This is a genomic window from Ruminococcus bromii, from assembly GCF_002834225.1.
Taxonomy (GTDB): Bacteria; Bacillota; Clostridia; order Oscillospirales; family Acutalibacteraceae; genus Ruminococcoides; species Ruminococcoides bromii.
Map to the genome: position 1 here is coordinate 119,593 of NZ_NNSR01000073.1, position 16,056 is coordinate 135,648.

Consider the following 16,056-nt stretch of genomic DNA (forward strand, 5'->3'; position numbering starts at 1 on the left):
TGAAATTTTACAAATCAATGATTGAAATTGTGAGGTAGATACGCTATAATGTGTTTGATTGGAAAATTCACACAGATTTATTCATATGCACAATAATGGAATATAAGCATTTCAAAAAGGACGGAGGAATTATGAGAAAGACTAAGATAGTTTGTACCATTGGACCTGCCTGTGATTCAAAAGAAATGATGCGCAAGATGATTGACGCAGGTATGAATGTTGCCAGAATCAATATGTCACACGGCGTTTATGACCAACTTGAGGTTACAATCAAGAACTTGAAAGAGGCAATTGCAGAGAGCGGTCAAAATGTTGCAATTCTGCTTGATACAAAGGGTCCTGAGGTCAGAGTCGGCACATTCAAGGACGGTTCTGTTGAGCTTTCTGAGGGTGCAGAATTCAGTCTTTTTAAAAACAAAGAAGAGGGTGACGAAACAGGCGTAAGCCTTTCGTTTCCTAAGCTTGTTGATATTTTTGAATCCGAAGGTCAGAAGGCAATCGGCAGAGAGCTTTTGCTTGATGACGGTATTATCTCGCTTGTCGTTAAGTCGGTAAATCCCGAGTCAATCGTTTGTACCGTAAACAAGGGCGGTGTGCTTAAAAACCGCAAGAGTATCAATATTCCGGGCTACTTTATCAATATGCCGTATGTAAGCGCTCAGGACAGAAAGGACATTGAGTTCGGTCTTAACCACGGTGCAACAGTTGTTGCCGCATCATTTGTCCGCAATCACGATGATGTTAGAACTCTTCGTGACTTTATTGACAGCCTCGGCTATGAGTATGTTGAAATTATCGCAAAGATTGAAAATCAGAGCGGTGTTGACGATATGGACGCAATTATTGATTACGCAGACGGTATAATGGTTGCCCGAGGTGATATGGGCGTTGAAATTCCGTTCATCAAACTCCCTGAAATCCAGAAAACGATTATCAGAAAGGTTGTTTCAAGGGGTAAGTATGTAATCACTGCAACCCAGATGCTTGAGAGTATGACAACGGCTCCCCGTCCTACAAGAGCCGAAATCAGCGATGTTGCCAACGCAGTTTATGACGGTACAAGCGCAGTAATGCTTTCGGCAGAATCCGCCGCAGGTAAGTATCCGATTGAAAGCGTAAAGGCGCTTGACGCAATTTGTTCTGAGGCGGAGGAAAACGGTGAATTTACCGCACTTCATGAGTATGTGGAAGAACACGGAATGAAGGACACCAACCCGATCAGATCAAGCATCTGCAAGGCTGCAAAGAATATTGCGCAGGCAGTAGGCGCAAAGGCTATTATTGTTGAAAGTGCAACAGGTCGAGTTGCAAGAGCGATGGTTCATTACAGACCTGACTGTCCTGTTATCGCAGTTGCAACATCACAGCTTGTGTGCAGAAAGCTCTGCCTTAACTGGGGTGTTATGGCTGTTATGGGCGAAGAAAAACGCACATCGGACTCTATCACAAAACAGGCTATGGAAAAGGCACTCAGCACAGGTGTTGTTAAAAAGGGTGACACGGTTGTTGTGCTTTCATCAAACAAGACCTGCCCGACTTCAAGCACAGACTCACTTAATGTAAGGATTCTTTAATATGGAAAATATAGTTTTAATCGGAATGCCGGGTTCGGGCAAAAGCACGGTCGGTGTGTTGCTTGCCAAGGCTCTGGGTTATTCCTTTGTTGATGTAGATTTGATAATCTGCAAAGAGGCAGGGAAGCCTCTGCAAAAAATTCTCGATAATGAAGGTCTTGACTATTTTCTCCACCTTGAGGGAAAAATCGGCGCGGAGCTTAAATATGATAAAACCGTTATTGCAACAGGCGGTTCAATGGTTCTGAGCCAAAACGCTATGGAAAACCTCAAAAAGAACGGCAAGGTTGTTTTTATTGATGTTGACCTCGACGAAATCAAACGCAGAGTTACCAACATCAAAACAAGAGGTATTGCATTCGGTAAGGGCGAAACCCTTGACGATGTGTACAGAGTGCGTTATCCGCTCTATAAAAAGTATGCCGATATCACGGTGTCACTTGAACTGAGCAGTATCGAAACTACGGTAGATGCAATTGTTGAAAAATTAGACCTTGAAAAACAGAATTAAAGCCAAAGTAAAAAGCGTCCGTTAATTCGGACGCTTTTGTTGTATAATGTTGTGTATTCATTTGCACAAAGCCTCGCCGTTTATTTTATAGGAAACTCCGGTTCTGCGTAGTTGCCTAAAAAGCTGAATTCGGGCATTTCTTCGCTAAGCTGACTTACAAGTTCAATAACATTTTCACTGCGTACATTTCCCGAAAAGTCAAGGTAAAAGAGATATTCAAACTGTCTGCCCTGACGGGGACGGGATTCGATTTTTGTGAGGTTAAGACCAAGCGAATTGAATCTGCACAAAAGACTGTACAGCGATCCCGTAACATGGGGGAGTGAGAAACAAAGGCTGATTCTGTTTGCATCTTTCGGAATGTACAGCTTTTTGGAGATGACAATAAACCTTGTTGTGTTCTCGTCATTGTCCTGAAGATGATTGTCAAGAACCTTTAAGCCGTATTCCTCACACGCTTTGTATGAACAGATTGCCGCAACATTGAGGCGCTTTTCCTTTGCAACATCACGGGCGGCAATTGCCGTGTTGGAGAATGGAACAGAATCAAAGCCGTGGTCGGCAATATACTGCGCACATTGTGAAAGTGACTGCGGATGCGACCACACGATTTCAATGTCCTCAAAAGCAGATTGTTTAAGACCTGCAAGGCAGTAGTCAATCGGCAAATCAAGCGCCTTTACAATGTAAAAACGGTGCTTGAGAATAAGGTCATAAACTGCCGAAACAGAGCCTGCGCTTGAGTTTTCAACAGGAAGAACACCGAATGCAACCTCGCCGTTGTCAACGGCAGAAAATACATCTGCAAAGCTTTTGTAATTGACAGCCTCGCCGTTCGGGAAAAGTCTTAAGGTTGCCTCATGACCGTTAGCACCCTTGATTCCCTGATACGCAACCTTGATTCCGCTTGACGGAATATCCGTGCTTGCATTGTTGATAACGCTTTTAAGCTCTTTGCCGCTGCCGACAATGTTGTGCTGGAGCGCCCTTGAAAGCTCCATAATGTTTGAGTAGAGAAGTCTTGCGGATGCGCCGTATTCGCCTCCCTTTTCTTCAACGGCATCAAGAATTTCATTCTCTCTGCCCTCGTTAAGAACGGGAATGTTGTTTGCCTGCTTGTAGATGCCGACATCCCTTGCACAATCCATTCTCTGCTTAAAAAGCTCAATAAGCTGATTGTCTATTTTGTCAATATCTTTTCTGATTTCTTTTAAATCTCTCATAAAGACCTCACATAAGGTTAATAATTGCAACAGCCGTAACAGCCTCAATAACGGGGACTGCTCTCGGCACAATACACGGATCGTGTCTGCCGTGAATAACAAGCTCTGCATTTTCTTTTGTCTGAAGATTTACAGTCCTTTGCGGTTGTGAAATTGACGGTGTAGGCTTTACGGCGGCACGGAAAATAATCGGCATTCCGTTTGTAATTCCGCCCAAAATACCGCCGCAGTTGTTTGTTGTTGTAACAACCTTGCCGTCTTTGTATTCAAACGGATCGTTCGACTGCGAACCTCTCATTGTTGAAAGCTCAAAGCCTTTGCCGAACTCAATGCCCTTAATTGCGGGAACACCGAAAACAGCCTTGGCAATAACGCCCTCAACACCTTCAAACATCGGCTCGCCGTAGCCTGCGTCAATGCCGGTTACGCAACATTCAATTGTTCCGCCAATGCTGTCCTGTGCCATTCTGGCATCTTCAACGGCATCTCTCATAGGTTTTTCGGCAGTTTCGTCAATGAGTGCAAACGATGAGCTGTTCAGCTTTTCAATGAGTGCGTCATCAATTTCCGTCGGACAAAAGGAGCTGTCGGAAACATTGCCGATACTGCTGATATGGGCGGCAATTTTAATGCCCTTTGATTCAAGAATCTGACGGCAGACAGCACCTGCAAAAACAATCGGTGCCGTAAGTCTGCCCGAAAAATGACCGCCGCCGCGAATATCGTTCGACGCATTATATTTTACAAAGGCTGTGTAGTCGCTGTGACCGGGACGGGGGCAGTCGAGAAGATTGCCGTAGTCACCGCTTTTTGTGTTGGTGTTTTCAATTACGGCACAAAGCGGAGCACCTGTCAGCCTGTTGCCGAGCATACCCGAAAGAACCTTCGGGAGGTCTTTTTCTTTTCGGGGAGTTGCCGTTTTATCCTTGCCGGGAGCACGGCGTGCCATTTGAGTGAGAACCCTGTCAAAGTCAACCTCAAATCCTGCCGGAAGTCCGTCAATTACAACTCCGATTCCGTTGCCGTGGCTTTCGCCGAAAACGGAAATTTTTATCTTATCACCGTAGGTCGAGGACATTCGCCTTACCTCCAATATTATTATAATCTATGTAAAAATCAGGGTAACTTTTGTTGATTGAAAGCGCATAGCTTGACTCAATTTCACCGTTGAGTCTTACTGCGCAGACACCTGCCGACATTACAATTCTGTGGTCATTAAAGCCCTCACAGAATCCGCCCTTGAGGGTGTCAATTCCCTCTATGACAAGTCCGTCAGGCAACTCAGTCACCTTACCGCCGAGATCGTTTATCAGCTTAGCGGTTGCCGTAAGACGGTCACATTCCTTTATGCGAAGTCTTTCGGCATTGTAAATTCTGGTTGTTCCCTTTGCAAATGCGGCACAAACCGCCAGCACGGGTACAAGGTCGGGAATCTGTGAAGCATCAATATCAATTGCGTTAAGCTCTGCCTTTTCAACGGTTACGGATGTATCCGTCTGCGTTACCTTTGCACCAAACCGTGCAAGCAACTCGGCAATCTTCCTGTCACCCTGTGCAGAATTTCTGTTGACGCCGTTCACAGTCACCTTTCCGCCGAGTGCGCCTGCAACCATAAAGAAAGCCGCCTGCGACCAGTCGCCGTCTGTTGTGTAATCATGCGGAATGTATGACTGACCGCCCTTGATGTGCCAGCCGTTGTCGGTTGTTTCAATTTCAACACCAAATTGTGACATAGTGTGAATTGTCATATTTATGTAGCCGACACTCTCAATCGGAGATGTCAGCACAATGTCGCTGTCGCCCTCAACAAGCGGAAGAGCAAGCAGAAGTCCCGTAATGAACTGCGAACTTACATTACCGGGAATTTCAAAGGTTCCGCTTTCAAGCCGACCGCTGATTTTGAGCGGCAGACCGCCATCGGTTTCACACTTTACTCCTGCTTTTGGCAGAGCCTCCGTGAAAATTCCGATAGGTCTTTCGGGAAGCTTTCCGTGACCGACAAATGTGGCATTTATACCGCCGGCTGCGGCTACGGGTATGAAAAATCGCAAAGCACTGCCGCTTTCGCCGCAGTCGAGCGTTACATTATCTGTTTTAAAAATATTTGTACCGTCAACAGTCAGCATATTGTCCTTTATTGAGGCGGTGCATCCCATATCCTCAATCACGCCGATTGTCGCCTTAATGTCATTTGAGAGAGCAACGGGTGCAATTGTGCATTTGCCCCTTGTGAGGGCGGCGCAGATGATTGCACGGTGGACATCGCTCTTTGACGGGGGAATGTTCACCTCGCCGTTTGGTACAAACGGAAGATACCGTACATACGGCTTACTGCTTTTGTCGGTTGACAAAGCCATACTTCCACAGCCTTTCATTAAAATATGTTTACCGTGTTACGGTGTGATGAAGTCGAGCAAATCGGAAATTGCAACTTTCTTGGTAAAGCTTCTGCCGATTTTCTCAAGCAAAACAACATTGATTGACGAACCCGAAGTTTTCTTGTCTGTCTGAGCCGCCTCGGCAATTTTTTCAAGGCTTGCGTCATCGGTAGTCGGCAAGCCGTAGGTTGCACAAACTTCTTCAATCTTGTATGCAGTTCCTGCCTCGGTAAGTCCGTGCTTTTCGCTTGCCTTTGTCATCATCACCATACCGACGGCAACTGCCATACCGTGTGTGATGCCTGTGTAGTTGTAGATTTTTTCGATTGCGTGACCGAGTGTGTGACCGAAGTTGAGAAGCATTCTTTCCCCTGCTTCCTTTTCGTCACGGTTTACCACATCACGCTTAATTTTTACACAGGTTTCGATTACATCGTCAATGTGTTCAAGAGCGTCGCCGTTTGCAAGCATTTCAAAAAATCCGCTGTCCTTGATGCAGCCGTACTTGATAACCTCAGCCATACCGTCTGTGATGAACTGGTCGGGAAGAGTTGAAAGAGTGTCGGGATCAATCAAAACAGCCTTTGGCTGATAGAATGCACCGACAAGGTTCTTGCCCTGTGCAATGTCAACGCCTGTTTTTCCTCCTACGGATGAGTCAACCTGTGCAAGCAGAGATGTCGGAATCTGAACAAAGTCGATTCCTCTCAGATATGTTGCGGCGGCAAAGCCTGCCATATCGCCCGTAACACCGCCGCCGAGTGCAACGATAAGGTCTTTTCTTGTCATCTTAAAATCTGCAAGTGTGTCATAGATATCTGCGATTGTGTTAAGATTCTTTGACTGCTCGCCTGCCTGAAAAACATGCGCGGTAGTCTGATAACCCTGCTGTGAAAGAGAGTTGAGAACTCTCCATTTGTACAGCGGAGCAACATTTGTATCTGTTACAATAGTGATTTTTTCTGCGTTTGAAAGCTTTTTGATAATCTCGCCGCAATTGTCAAGAATACCTCTTTCAATCATAATGTCATAGGGACTTCCTGTGGAAACATGAATAGTTTTCATAAAAGTTCTCCTTCCTCTTTATTCTCCGAGTGCCTGTTTAACCTCTCTGCCCTTTTCAAGAAGAGCCTTGAGAGCGTCGGTATCTTCGGCTTTTATCGCATCTTTGATTTTTGTAATGTTCTCTATAAGTATATCAAGCTCGGAAATGAGCGGATCCTTGTTTTCAAGGAAAAGCTCACTCCAGAGCGTTGAATTTATGTTTGCAACTCTCGAAACATCTCGGTAGCTTCCTGCCGAAAAGCCTTTGTGGTTCGGACAGCACGGACTTAAAACATATGAACACGCAAGCACATGCGGAAGCTGTGATGTGAAGGCAATCATTCTGTCGTGTTCTTCGGGAGTTGTGATTTTTACTGTGCCAAAGCCGATTGATTTTGCAAAGTCGGACAGCATATTTACAACGCTGTCACCGGCATTGCACGGAACGATAATGTAGCTTGCGTTTTTGTAAAGGTCGGCGTCCGAAACATCAAAACCGTTTGTTTCCTTGCCTGCCATCGGATGACTGCCGGCAAAAACAAAGCCGAATTTTTCGGAAAGCTCTGTCATCTGCGGACAAATTGCCCTCTTGATACCTGAAACATCGGTTACAACCGCACCTTTTTTTATGTATTCGCCGTACCTTGAAACATAGTCAACAACCGCCTGCGGATACATTGAAAGGATAATTAGGTCTGCGTTTTCAAGGCTTTCATGTGTGCCGATTTCATCAATCGCACCTTCTTTTAAAGCCTTTTCGGCAGTAGATTTTGTTCTGTTGATACCGATTACACGGTGGTCGGTGTACTTTTTTATCGCCTTGCAAAAACTGCCGCCGATAATTCCGAGTCCTACAACTGCAATATTCACTGCATTAGCCTCCGTTTGTGTATTCTTTAGTAAAGTTAATTAAAGTCCAAATCGGTACGGCTGAAAAACCGTACCGAAAGTAAAAATCTTAATTTAATTTGTCAACAGCCTTTTTTAAGCCGAAAACCTTCTTTGCAACTCCGTCAAACTGCTTTGGAGTAAGTGACTGCGCACCGTCCGAAAGTGCGTGCGGCGGATCGTTGTGGACCTCTATGATAAGACCGTCTGCACCTGCGGCAACTGCTGCCATTGCAAGCGGTTCAACAAGCCATGACTTGCCCGATGCATGGCTCGGATCAACAATAACAGGAAGGTGAGAAAGCTTTTTGATAATCGGGATAGCCGAAATATCAAGAGTGTTTCTTGTAAAGGTTTCGTATGTGCGGATACCTCTTTCGCAGAGCATAACCTTATCGTTACCGCCTGCCATAATATATTCGGCACTCATGAGCCATTCTTCAATTGTTGCGGAAAGACCTCTCTTGAGAAGGATAGGCTTGTCAATTTTGCCGAGCTCCTTGAGAAGCTCAAAGTTCTGCATATTTCTTGCACCAACCTGAATAATATCCACATTCTCGAACATATCAATGTGTGATGCTCTCATAATTTCTGTTACAATCGGCAGACCTGTTTCTCTTCTTGCTGTTTTAAGAAGGTCAAGTCCTTCTGCCTTGAGTCCCTGGAAAGCGTATGGTGAAGTACGGGGCTTGAATGCGCCGCCTCTGAGAAGTGTTGCGCCCGATGCTTTAACATCCTTTGCAATCTGAACAATCTGCTCCTCGCTTTCAACAGAGCAGGGACCTGCCATAATGTGCAGACTGCCGTCACCGATTGTTACATTGTCATTGATTTTAATGACTGTATTGTCTGGGTGGAACTTTCTGTTAGCCTTTTTGTACGGCTCCTGAACTCTCTTTACATTTTCAACAATGTCCTGAGCGTCAATATACTCAATGTCAATCTTTGTTGTATCGCCGATAAGACCGAGTACGGTTGACTGAACACCGTCCCACTTATTAACCTTTACATCATAGCTCTCTTTGAGCATATTTGTGAATTTTGTAATCTGCTCCTCTGTTGCAGACGGTTTTAATACTATAATCATTGCTTTAATTTCCTTTCAATTCACTTTTGACGAAACGAATCGAAGTTCGTCATATTTCTTTAGTCATTTTAGCACTTTAAAGCGTGATAGTCAATAGAATAAATGCAGAATCAAGCGTTTTTATGCGGTTTTTCAGCCACATCTGTACCGTTTACTGCGTCGATTATTGCAAAAGCGGTTTTTAACGGTGTGTTTTGACCCTTTATCACAATATCAGCAGCGGCATGATATATTGGATATCTGTTGTTATACAGGTCTTTCATAACCCTGTCCCTGTCGGGACGCTGAAGAAGTGGTCTTGTCGTGTCATTTTTAAGACGGTTCTTGATGATTCCGAGCGGAACATCAAGAAAAACAATTTTATCCTTGCCCTTGAAGGCCTCAACATTTCTCTTGAATGTAAATGCACCGCCGCCCGATGCAATTACAAGACCTTCAAGCTCCGCAAGCTCAACACAGGCGTCATGTTCCATATCACGAAACTTTTCTTCGCCGTATTTTTCAAATATTTCGGAAACGGTCATTCCTGCCTTTTGTTCAATGTATGAGTCCATATCGAGAAATTTTCTTCCCGATTTTCTTGCAATGTTTTTGCCTACGGTTGACTTTCCGCAACCCATAAATCCGCATAAAACTATGTTGTTCACTTTAAATTTCTCCGTTCATCAGAAATTTTTTTCAAGCTCTTTTGCAGAATCAATGCAAAGCTGAGCAATGTCGCCCTTGTTATAAACAGAGCCGTCCCAATGTTCGTGAGAAACAACTGCCTGCCATACGAGCATTGCCATTCCGCTTTCGGCTGTTGCACCGTTTGCCCTTGCCTTTTTAACAAGCATTGTTTCAAGCGGATTGTAAACAGCGTCAAATACATTTGCACAACGGTTTATTACGCTGTCGCTTACAGGCTGATTTTCAATCTTAGGATACATTCCTATGGGAGTTGCGTTGATAAGCACATCAATGTCGCCCGAAAGTTCGTCAATAAGGCAGAAGCTTACATCGCAGCCTGCAACTGTTTTTCTGATTTCATCGCATAAAGCCTCGGCAATTTTCAAATCTTCTTTTCTTACGGCAAAGAGGAGAGGCTGTTTTTTGAGAACGACCTCATACGCCATTGTTCTTGCAACACCGCCGCAGCCGATGATTACGATTCTGCCGTTAAGCATAATTCCTGCCGCGTCAAGAGCCTTTAAAAATCCGTCGGGATCTGTTGTGTAGCCCTTTGAAATGCCGTTTTTATTTGAAACGGTGTTTACACTGCCGTACATCTCGGCCTTTGCGTCAATTTCGTCAAGAAACGGAATGACTGCCTGCTTATGTGGAATTGTAATGTTAAATCCGTCAAGCCTTGAAAGGGTATTTTTAAATTCATATTCAAGATTTTCGGGAGCAATGTCAAGCTTTGTATATTCGGCTTTGACGCCCTGAAGTTCAAAAAGTCTTGTGTGTATAAACGGTGACATTGTGTGACCGATTGGGTGACCGATTACGGCAAATTTCTTGGTTTCCATAATAAAAAATACCTCCGAGGTTCATATTTTTAGCTATGCAGAAATAAACTTAAAAGAAATTATTTATGCAAAAATCAGAAATTTTTCAAAAAATTTCAAATATATATTGACAAAGGGGTAAATAATCAATAATATAAGGGAAGTAGAGCAATCCGTTTGCTTTCATACCATTGTAGCATAAACCAAGTGCTTTTGTCTATAATTTACTTTGGACAATCAATATTTTTACCGGGAGGAATTAGTAATGGTATTAGAAAAAGTTAAGGCAATTCTTGCTGAACAGTTTGATGTTGAAGAGGATAAGATTACTGCCGATACAGATCTTCAGGAAGATCTCGGCGCAGATTCACTCGATGTTGTTGACCTTCTTATGTCAATCGAAGACGAGTTCGAGGTTGAAGTTCCCGATGAGGAAATCGAAAACATCAAGACTGTAGGCTCACTCGTTTCTTACATTGAGGCTCATTCATAATTAAATCTTTAATTTTTTCGCATTTTTTGAGAGGTCGTTTTGCGGCCTCTTTTTGTTTTGCCGAAAAGGTTGAAAATTCAGAGATTTAGTGTATAATGGTAATGTTATGATGTTATGACTAAATGTTATGACAGTCGTGTATTCGGCATTTTGAAAATGCAAAAAAATATGTTAAAAATAAGTAAAATTAAATTTTTACGGAGGGAATATAAAAATGGCAAACAACAAAAAAATGGTTGAAGCTATCACAAGCAGAGATGAGGACTTTGCAAAATGGTACACCGACATCGTTAAAAAAGCTGAGCTCGTTGACTATTCGGGCGTAAAGGGTTGTATGGTTATCCGCCCCTACGGCTACGCTATCTGGGAAAATATTCAGGCTGACCTTGACCGTCGTTTCAAAGAAACAGGTCACGAGAATGTTTATATGCCTATGTTTATTCCCGAAAGCCTTTTGCAGAAAGAAAAAGACCATGTTGAGGGCTTTGCTCCCGAATGTGCATGGGTTACGGTAGGCGGTCAGGAAAAGCTTCAGGAGCGTCTTTGCGTTCGCCCTACATCGGAAACTCTTTTCTGTGAACATTATAAAAAGATTATCAACACATACCGTGACCTTCCGAAGCTTTACAATCAGTGGTGCAGCGTTGTAAGATGGGAAAAGACAACCCGTCCTTTCCTTCGTACATCGGAATTCCTCTGGCAGGAAGGTCATACAATGCATGAAACCGAAGAAGAAGCAAGAGAAGAAACGCTCAGAATGTTACATGTTTATTCTGATTTCTACAAGGAAACTCTTGCTATTCCGGCAGTAATCGGCAGAAAGACAGAAAAAGAAAAGTTCGCAGGTGCCGAAGAAACCTACACAATCGAGCCGATGATGCACAACGGTGTTGCTCTTCAGGGCGGTACATCACACTACTTCGGCGACGGCTTTGCAAAGAGCTTTGGCATCACATACACAGGCAAGGACAACAAGCTTCATTATCCTCATCAGACATCATGGGGTGTTTCTACAAGAATGATCGGTGCGCTCATTATGGTTCACTCTGATGATGACGGTCTTGTTCTTCCGCCGAAGATTTCTCCTATTCAGGTTGCACTCATTCCTGTTGCACAGCACAAAGAGGGTGTTCTTGAAAAGGCAGAGGAGCTTAGAAAGGCACTTGCCGAAAAGTTCAGAGTAAAACTTGATTCTTCAGACCACGCTCCCGGCTGGAAGTTTGCCGAGTACGAGATGAAGGGCGTGCCTGTAAGAGTTGAAATCGGTCCTAAGGACATTGAAAAGAACCAATGCGTGGTTGTTCGCCGTGATACCCGTGAAAAGGCATTTGTTTCAATTGACGAGCTTGTACCGTTTGTTGAAAACCTTATGGCAACAATTCACAACGATATGTATGACCGTGCTCTTAAAAACACACAGGAAAAGACATTCACAGCAACAACATTTGATGAGTTCGTTGACACAGCCAAGAACAAGCCCGGCTTTATCAAGGCTATGTGGTGCGGCGATACAGCCTGTGAAGAAAAAATCAAAGAAGTTACAGGCGGCGTAAAGAGTAGATGTATCCCCTTCAACGAGGAGCATCTCTCGGATGTTTGCGTATGCTGCGGAAAGCCTGCAAAGCATATGGTATTCTGGGGTAAGCAGTATTAATTTGTAAATTAAGTCAATAATATTTTCAGAGGCAACAGGAATGCAGTCGGTTGATTTGAAAAAGCGTAGGCGTGCAGTAAAAATTGCAAATGCCGTAAACAGTATCGAGGATGTTCCTGCCTCTGAAAGTTCAAAATTGTTGTCAGACCGTTGGTCAAACGGTGAAATAACAACCGAACAGATGAAGACAGAGTTGCTTGTAAAATATAAGACATCAATAGTACAATGACAGGTTCGGGACACTAAGGTATGATATAAGCCTTACTGTCTGCTCGTAAGAAAAAATAAAGGTGGTGAGAAAATGCCAATCAAGGTACAAAGTAATCTTCCGGCAATCAAGGTGCTGGAATCGGAAAATATTTTTGTAATGCCGAATGAGGTTGCTCTCAGGCAGGATATCCGTCCGCTGAAAATTCTTATTCTGAATCTGATGCCGACAAAAATCGAAACCGAAACCCAGCTTTTAAGGCTGCTCGGCAACAGTCCTCTGCAGGTTGATATCGAGCTTTTGCAGATGGCATCACACACCTCTAAAAACACCTCTCCGCATCATCTGACAACCTTTTACAAGACCTTTAATCAGGTGAAGAACGAGAGCTTTGACGGAATGATTATCACGGGTGCGCCTGTTGAACAGCTCGACTTTGAAGAGGTCGATTACTGGGGCGAGCTTTGTGAAATTATGGAGTGGTCAAAGCATAATGTATGCTCAACATTCCACATCTGCTGGGGCGCTCAGGCAGGTCTTTATTATCACTACGGCATAAAAAAGCACCTTTTGCCCGAAAAGCTCAGCGGAATTTATACCCACAGGGTGCTTGTTCCGCATCACAAGCTTATGAGAGGCTTTGACGATACATTCACAATTCCGCATTCAAGACATACGGGAATTGATGAAGAGGCGTTGAAAAGGTGCAGAGGGCTTGAAGTACTTGCGGTTTCCGAGATTGCAGGTTCATGCGTAATTTGCAGCCGAAACGGCAGACAGGTTTTTGTTACAGGTCACGCAGAGTATGACCGTGACACCCTTGCCAAGGAATATTTCAGAGATAAAAACAAGGGACTCAATCCGAATGTTCCTTACAATTATTTTCCGAATGACGACGCGTCAAAAACTCCGCCGATGATTTGGAGGAGCAACGCAACCTTGCTCTACACAAACTGGCTCAACTATTTCGTTTATCAGGCAACTCCGTATGATCTCCGTGAGCTTATCAACAGATATCCTCACTAAATTAAATATAAAATCAACCCCGAAGTGCCAAAACTTCGGGGTTTTGTTATGTAAAGTGTTGTATTTATCATACACATTATGTTATAATTACCTTAATTGTACATAATGAAAAAGTGCAAAAATGAAAATCCGCAACGAAACAGGTGTTTTTATGGAGAAAAAGCGTACCGTAATCAAGGTTGGCACTTCAACGCTGACTTATGAAAACGGAAAAATAAATTACAGAAGAGTTGAACAGCTTTGCAAGGTTCTTTCCGATTTGCAGAACCGCGGGGAACAGGTTATCTTTGTTTCTTCGGGTGCTATTGCTGTCGGAATGGGCAAGGCAGGACTTGATAAGCGACCTTCCGAAACCAAGAAAAAACAGGCTCTTGCCGCAATCGGTCAGTGTGAGCTTATGTTTATGTACGACAAGCTTTTCGGCGAGTACAACCACTCCGTTGCACAGCTGCTTCTCACGCGTTACGCTGTTGAAACAGAGCAGAAAAGGCAGAATGTTATCAACACAATTGATGAGCTTCTCAAAATGAACATTATCCCTGTAATCAACGAAAACGATACAGTTACAATTGATGAACTTGAGGGCAACAATTTCGGAGATAACGATATGCTTTCCGCAATTGTTGCAGGTCTTATTTCCGCAGACAGACTTATCATTCTTACCGACATTGACGGTCTGTACGATTCAAACCCACGAACAAATCCAAATGCAAAAAAGCTTGATGTTATCGAGAAAATAAATGCCGAAATTCTTGAAATGGCGGCAGGTACCGGTTCAAACCGTGGCACAGGCGGTATGATTACAAAGCTTCATGCGGCTGATTATGCCACAAAACGAGGTGTTGAGGTCAGCGTTATCAACGGCTCGAATCCTGAAAATCTTTATGAAGTGATTGACGGGAAAAAAATCGGAACAAAATTTTTACCTGTTAAATAATCGGAGGAAAATTATGACTACACTTGAACAAATGGGCGCAAAGGCAAAAGAGGCGTCAAGATTTCTTATGACATCCGGTTCAAAAAAGGACATTGCCCTCGGTGCAATTGCAGACGCACTCTGCGAAAACTGCGAAGAAATTCTTGCGGCTAACAAAATTGACCTTGAGAACGGCGAAAAAAGCGGTCTTACAGCGTCACTTCTCGACAGACTCAGACTGTCGGAGGAGAGAATCAACGGTATGGCTGACGGGGTAAGACAGGTTGCGGCTTTGCCCGATCCCGTGGGCAAGGTGCTTGACGGTAGAACCCTCAAAAACGGCTTGCAGATTGAAAAGGTAACAGTTCCGATGGGTGTTATCGGAATCATCTTTGAGGCAAGACCTAATGTAACTTCCGATGCGGCGGCTCTTTGCCTTAAAGCAGGCAGTGCCGTAATTCTTCGCGGCGGCAAGGAGGCTTTTCATTCAAATATGGCAATCGCAAGGGTTATGCGTGACGCACTTGAAAAGGCAGGCTTTCCCCGTGACTGCGTAGCGCTTGTTGAGGACACAACAAGACAGAGTGCAACAGAGCTTATGCAGCTTTCCGATTATCTCGATGTACTCATTCCCCGCGGCGGAGCAGGACTTATCAAAAGTGTTGTTGAAAACGCAAAGGTTCCCGTTATTGAAACAGGCGTGGGTAACTGCCATATCTATGTTGACAAGAGTGCAGATATTGAAATGGCGAAGAATATTGTTTTCAACGGCAAAACCTCTCGTCCATCTGTATGCAATGCGCTTGAAACATTGCTTGTACACAAGGATATCGCAGAAAAAGCTCTGCCCGTAATTAAAGCAGAGCTTGATAAAAAGAATGTTGAAATCAGAGGATGTGACAGAACAAAACAGATTCTCGGCGACTGCGTTGTTTCTGCAACGGAAGAAGATTATAGAATCGAATTTCTCGATTACATCATTGCCGTAAAGGTTGTTGACAACCTTGATGACGCAATTGCTCATATTCAGAAGTACAGTACAGGTCACAGCGAATGCATTGTGACAAGCGACTACAACAGTGCAAACGAGTTCACGGCACGAATTGATTCTGCGGCGGTTTATGTAAACGCATCAACCCGCTTTACCGACGGCGGAGAATTCGGACTCGGTGCAGAAATCGGAATTTCAACCCAGAAGCTCCACGCAAGAGGACCTATGGGACTTAACGAGCTTACAAGCTCAAAATATATCATCAGAGGAAACGGACAAATCCGATAATCACATCAGAAGATACATCAGCGCAAGCAGAACTGACGGATCGGTGTTTTCTTCCATAAGCAGTATCACAAGCAAAAGAATAAGGCTTTGCTCCTTGTTTTTGAACATCAGATTCAAAAGACCGTCATCCTTTTTCGGAACGGGCGGTTCGGGAATTTCGGACTTTGGTTCTTCCTGCTTTTCGGGTTGTTTCGGAACTTCCCTTCTTGGTGCTTCACGATTGAATTGCGGCTTTCGGTGCATCTGCTGTGCTCGGTTAAAAGCCTCCTCTTCAAAACTCGGCAA

17 protein-coding genes are annotated in these 16,056 nt (G+C 44.0%); 8 read left to right on the forward strand and 9 right to left on the reverse strand.

Going from position 1 to position 16,056, the window contains the following annotated elements; all coding sequences use genetic code 11:
- Positions 1-131 precede the first annotated feature (131 nt).
- Positions 132-1,574 carry a pyruvate kinase gene (gene pyk / locus RBATCC27255_RS09310; protein ID WP_169923320.1) on the forward strand — a complete coding sequence of 481 codons (1,443 nt, stop codon included), beginning with the start codon at positions 132-134 and terminating at the stop codon, positions 1,572-1,574.
- Position 1,575: 1 nt separating this feature from the next.
- Positions 1,576-2,085 (forward strand): shikimate kinase, encoded by a 510-nt coding sequence (locus RBATCC27255_RS09315; protein ID WP_101029738.1) that lies wholly within the window; start codon positions 1,576-1,578, stop codon positions 2,083-2,085.
- Between the two features lie 80 nt (positions 2,086-2,165).
- Here the strand turns inward: RBATCC27255_RS09315 and RBATCC27255_RS09320 are convergent, their stop codons facing one another.
- The 8 genes from RBATCC27255_RS09320 to aroE form a co-directional block, all read right to left on the reverse strand.
- Positions 2,166-3,308: a bifunctional chorismate mutase/prephenate dehydratase gene (locus tag RBATCC27255_RS09320; RefSeq protein WP_101029739.1), complete on the reverse strand. Its 1,143-nt coding sequence runs from the start codon at positions 3,306-3,308 to the stop codon at positions 2,166-2,168.
- A gap of 7 nt (positions 3,309-3,315) precedes the next feature.
- Positions 3,316-4,386, reverse strand: coding sequence for a chorismate synthase (aroC, locus tag RBATCC27255_RS09325; protein ID WP_101029740.1), 1,071 nt, complete (start codon positions 4,384-4,386; stop codon positions 3,316-3,318).
- The gene (aroA, locus tag RBATCC27255_RS09330; protein WP_101029741.1) at positions 4,367-5,665 is read right to left on the reverse strand and encodes a 3-phosphoshikimate 1-carboxyvinyltransferase; all 1,299 of its coding nucleotides are present in this window, start codon (positions 5,663-5,665) and stop codon (positions 4,367-4,369) included. The genes aroC and aroA overlap by 20 nt, the downstream gene beginning before the upstream one ends.
- A 36-nt stretch (positions 5,666-5,701) precedes the next feature.
- Entirely contained in the window at positions 5,702-6,751 is a 1,050-nt protein-coding gene (aroB, locus tag RBATCC27255_RS09335) for a 3-dehydroquinate synthase (protein WP_101029742.1), read from the reverse strand.
- A gap of 18 nt (positions 6,752-6,769) precedes the next feature.
- A complete protein-coding gene (locus RBATCC27255_RS09340) occupies positions 6,770-7,600 on the reverse strand; it encodes a prephenate dehydrogenase (RefSeq protein ID WP_101029743.1) in 831 nt (276 codons plus the stop codon).
- 88 nt (positions 7,601-7,688) lie between these two features.
- Positions 7,689-8,705, reverse strand: coding sequence for a 3-deoxy-7-phosphoheptulonate synthase (gene aroF / locus RBATCC27255_RS09345; protein WP_101029744.1), 1,017 nt, complete (start codon positions 8,703-8,705; stop codon positions 7,689-7,691).
- 110 nt (positions 8,706-8,815) lie between these two features.
- Positions 8,816-9,352, reverse strand: a complete 537-nt coding sequence (locus tag RBATCC27255_RS09350) for a shikimate kinase (RefSeq protein ID WP_242958638.1) — start codon at positions 9,350-9,352, stop codon at positions 8,816-8,818.
- 18 nt (positions 9,353-9,370) lie between these two features.
- Positions 9,371-10,216: a shikimate dehydrogenase gene (gene aroE / locus RBATCC27255_RS09355; RefSeq protein WP_101029745.1), complete on the reverse strand. Its 846-nt coding sequence runs from the start codon at positions 10,214-10,216 to the stop codon at positions 9,371-9,373.
- Between the two features lie 244 nt (positions 10,217-10,460).
- Between aroE and acpP the strand changes: the two genes are divergently transcribed.
- From acpP to RBATCC27255_RS09385, 6 genes are all read left to right on the forward strand, one after another.
- A complete protein-coding gene (acpP, locus tag RBATCC27255_RS09360; protein ID WP_101029746.1) occupies positions 10,461-10,688 on the forward strand; it encodes an acyl carrier protein in 228 nt (75 codons plus the stop codon).
- 214 nt (positions 10,689-10,902) lie between these two features.
- On the forward strand, positions 10,903-12,342 hold the full coding sequence (gene proS / locus RBATCC27255_RS09365; protein ID WP_101029747.1) for a proline--tRNA ligase: 1,440 nt from the start codon (positions 10,903-10,905) through the stop codon (positions 12,340-12,342).
- A gap of 40 nt (positions 12,343-12,382) precedes the next feature.
- Entirely contained in the window at positions 12,383-12,571 is a 189-nt protein-coding gene (locus RBATCC27255_RS09370; RefSeq protein WP_101029748.1) for an antitoxin VbhA family protein, read from the forward strand.
- Positions 12,572-12,643: 72 nt separating this feature from the next.
- Positions 12,644-13,576, forward strand: a complete 933-nt coding sequence (gene metA, locus RBATCC27255_RS09375) for a homoserine O-acetyltransferase MetA (RefSeq protein WP_101029749.1) — start codon at positions 12,644-12,646, stop codon at positions 13,574-13,576.
- Positions 13,577-13,697: 121 nt separating this feature from the next.
- On the forward strand, positions 13,698-14,513 hold the full coding sequence (gene proB, locus RBATCC27255_RS09380) for a glutamate 5-kinase (protein WP_101029750.1): 816 nt from the start codon (positions 13,698-13,700) through the stop codon (positions 14,511-14,513).
- Positions 14,514-14,526: 13 nt separating this feature from the next.
- Positions 14,527-15,771: a glutamate-5-semialdehyde dehydrogenase gene (locus RBATCC27255_RS09385; RefSeq protein WP_101029751.1), complete on the forward strand. Its 1,245-nt coding sequence runs from the start codon at positions 14,527-14,529 to the stop codon at positions 15,769-15,771.
- Here the strand turns inward: RBATCC27255_RS09385 and RBATCC27255_RS09390 are convergent, their stop codons facing one another.
- Positions 15,772-16,056, reverse strand: a complete 285-nt coding sequence (locus RBATCC27255_RS09390; RefSeq protein WP_021883466.1) for a hypothetical protein — start codon at positions 16,054-16,056, stop codon at positions 15,772-15,774.